This window comes from Cellvibrio sp., from assembly GCF_053579595.1.
On record NZ_JBRFPI010000533.1, the window covers coordinates 1 to 2,279 of the forward strand.

The window sequence follows — 2,279 nt, forward strand, 5'->3', positions numbered from 1 at the left end:
CAGATGAGCAATCCATCCGTTTGTACGCAATGTCAGCGGCAATTTTGGCAAGCCCTAGCGACTACTACCGTATTTTGGAAAAGTCGCAGACGGGTGATTTGAATATCACAGAGTGGCTCGAATGGTTTTTACTTACGCTCAATACCACGCTGCACATGGCTCTCGCGGCTATTGATCGCACGTTACAAAAACGTCGTTTCTGGCAGCAATTTCATACAGAAAATTTTTCTGCCGAGCAGCGTAAAGTTCTCAATCGTTTATTGGATGGTGGCGAACGCGGCTTTGAAGGTGGTATTAGCGCGGCGCAATATCAAAAAGTGGCCAAGGTAAGTAAAGCCACCGCAACACGTCACTTGAGTGATTTGCTAGATAAAGGTTGTTTACAAAAATTGCCCGGTGGCGGGCGTAGCACACGCTACCAAATTGCCAGCTTCCTCATCAGCGAATAACTAATCCGTACCCAACGCCGATAAATCAATCCAATAGCGTGGATTATTTACCGGGGTTTCCGCTGGCAAATAAGGATTTTTTAATTCGACAATGCGCCGGTTTTTTAATCGCTCCAAGCCCGAACTTACGCGCGGGTGATTATAAAAAAACTGGTCGAACTTGCCGTTATCGATTAATGCCTCCATGCCTTTTTCTATACGCTGTGCCAAGGCTTCATTATTTTTATTGACGAAAAAATAAATGTCAGTGGGATAGTAGAGCAACAGATTTTCTTCTACGACCAGATTGGTTTCCTGACGCTGTAGCAATTCAAACCAAGCCTCGGAAATGCCACGCGGAAAATAATCAAAGCGTTTGGCATTGATCATCCTGTAGAGCGATTCCGTTGTCTCTGCGGTAGTTAACCGCAAACCATTGGCTTGCAGGATCAAGGTATCCGGCCAGTGTGTGCCCTGCCCGCCAAGCAGTTTTGCCAAATCGCCTACATCTTTCACGTGATCAAAACGCGCCTGTTCCTGTTTGCGAATCAGCAATACGCGATAACTGAATAAACCTTTAAATAAGGGGATACGAATAGGGCGCAATTGTTGCTCGCGCTCTTTATCGGTCATGGTCCAGATGACAAAATTGTTTTTGTCGTTCTGCAACATATTGATCCAGCGCGCTTGCGAGTAATCACGCGGGGAAAAAATAATATCGATTTCTTCGTTGTCCGCTTTACTGGCTTCAAGTGCCATCACCAACAAGGTCGTGAAATAGTCGCTCGGCTGTTCAAATGCGGTAGCCTGCACCTTAACCGGAATACGGATTTGCTCCGCGCTGACGTGAGCCGCCCATAGCTGCATAGCGGTCAGCGCTAAACACCAGAGCGGTAGTCTGGTGCGCAATAGCGACGACCAATGATCAAACAACGGCATAGGCATAAACAGGTTTACCAACCAAATCCACATTTACGAAGGATAGAAGAAAACCCGTCATCCTGCCGAATACAGTGCATTACACGCCGAGGGATGACACTCAACCCCCGCTCCCGTATAGTCGGCGCGATACCATTACCTCGCTTCGTTAAGGATTACTTCCATGCAAAAATTGGAAACCCGTACATTTTTACTGTTTTTATTCATCGTCTCGGTCGGTTTTTTGATGATTTTAAAACCCTTTTTCGGGACGATTTTTTGGGCCTGTGCGATCACGGTAATTTTTTACCCGATGCAAGCGCGCCTGCTTAGGCGATTCAAAGGGCGCACCAATACCAGCGCGCTGCTGACGTTAACGGCCTGTATTTTGATAGTTGTATTACCAGTCACTATGCTGGTCAGTTCGGTGGTGGCAGAAGGGGCTGCTTACTACAAAAAACTGGAATCAGGTGAAGTAGACCCCACACAATATATCGAACAGGTGCGCACTGCGTTTCCGGCGGTGCAGCAGGCGCTGGATCGCGTCGGCATCGACTTTGCCAAAGTCAAAGAAGGCGCGCTAAATGTGAGCATGAGCGCGGGCAAGTGGTTGGCACAAAACGCCCTGAATATCGGCCAAAACACGTTTAAGCTGCTGCTTAATATCTGCCTGATGTTGTATCTGACGTTTTTCCTGTTGCGCGATGGCAATTATTTGCTGGAGCTGTTGATCCGTGCCCTCCCCTTGGGCGATGCACGCGAGCGTATGTTGTTTGCCAAGTTTGGCGAGGTCACTCGCGCCACCATTAAGGGCAATCTGGTGATCGCAGCAATCCAGGGAACGCTGGGCGGCCTAATTTTTTGGGCGCTGGGTATTCCCGGTGCGCTGCTCTGGGGAGTGGTAATGGCGGTGCTGTCGCTGATTCCCGCCGT

At 48.6% G+C, this 2,279-nt stretch carries 3 protein-coding genes; 2 read left to right on the forward strand and 1 reads right to left on the reverse strand.

Annotation, left to right across the window (positions count from 1 at the left end; translation table 11 throughout):
• Window positions 1-449, forward strand: a 449-nt coding sequence (locus tag ACWA6V_RS20790) for a Fic family protein (protein ID WP_449524274.1), incomplete at its 5' end; no start/stop codon positions are given.
• Here ACWA6V_RS20790 and ACWA6V_RS20795 read toward each other — a convergent pair.
• Entirely contained in the window at window positions 450-1,373 is a 924-nt protein-coding gene (locus tag ACWA6V_RS20795; protein ID WP_449524275.1) for a substrate-binding periplasmic protein, read from the reverse strand.
• 157 nt (window positions 1,374-1,530) lie between these two features.
• Here ACWA6V_RS20795 and ACWA6V_RS20800 point away from each other — a divergent pair.
• The coding region (locus tag ACWA6V_RS20800) for an AI-2E family transporter (RefSeq protein WP_449524276.1) at window positions 1,531-2,279 on the forward strand (749 nt) is incomplete at its 3' end.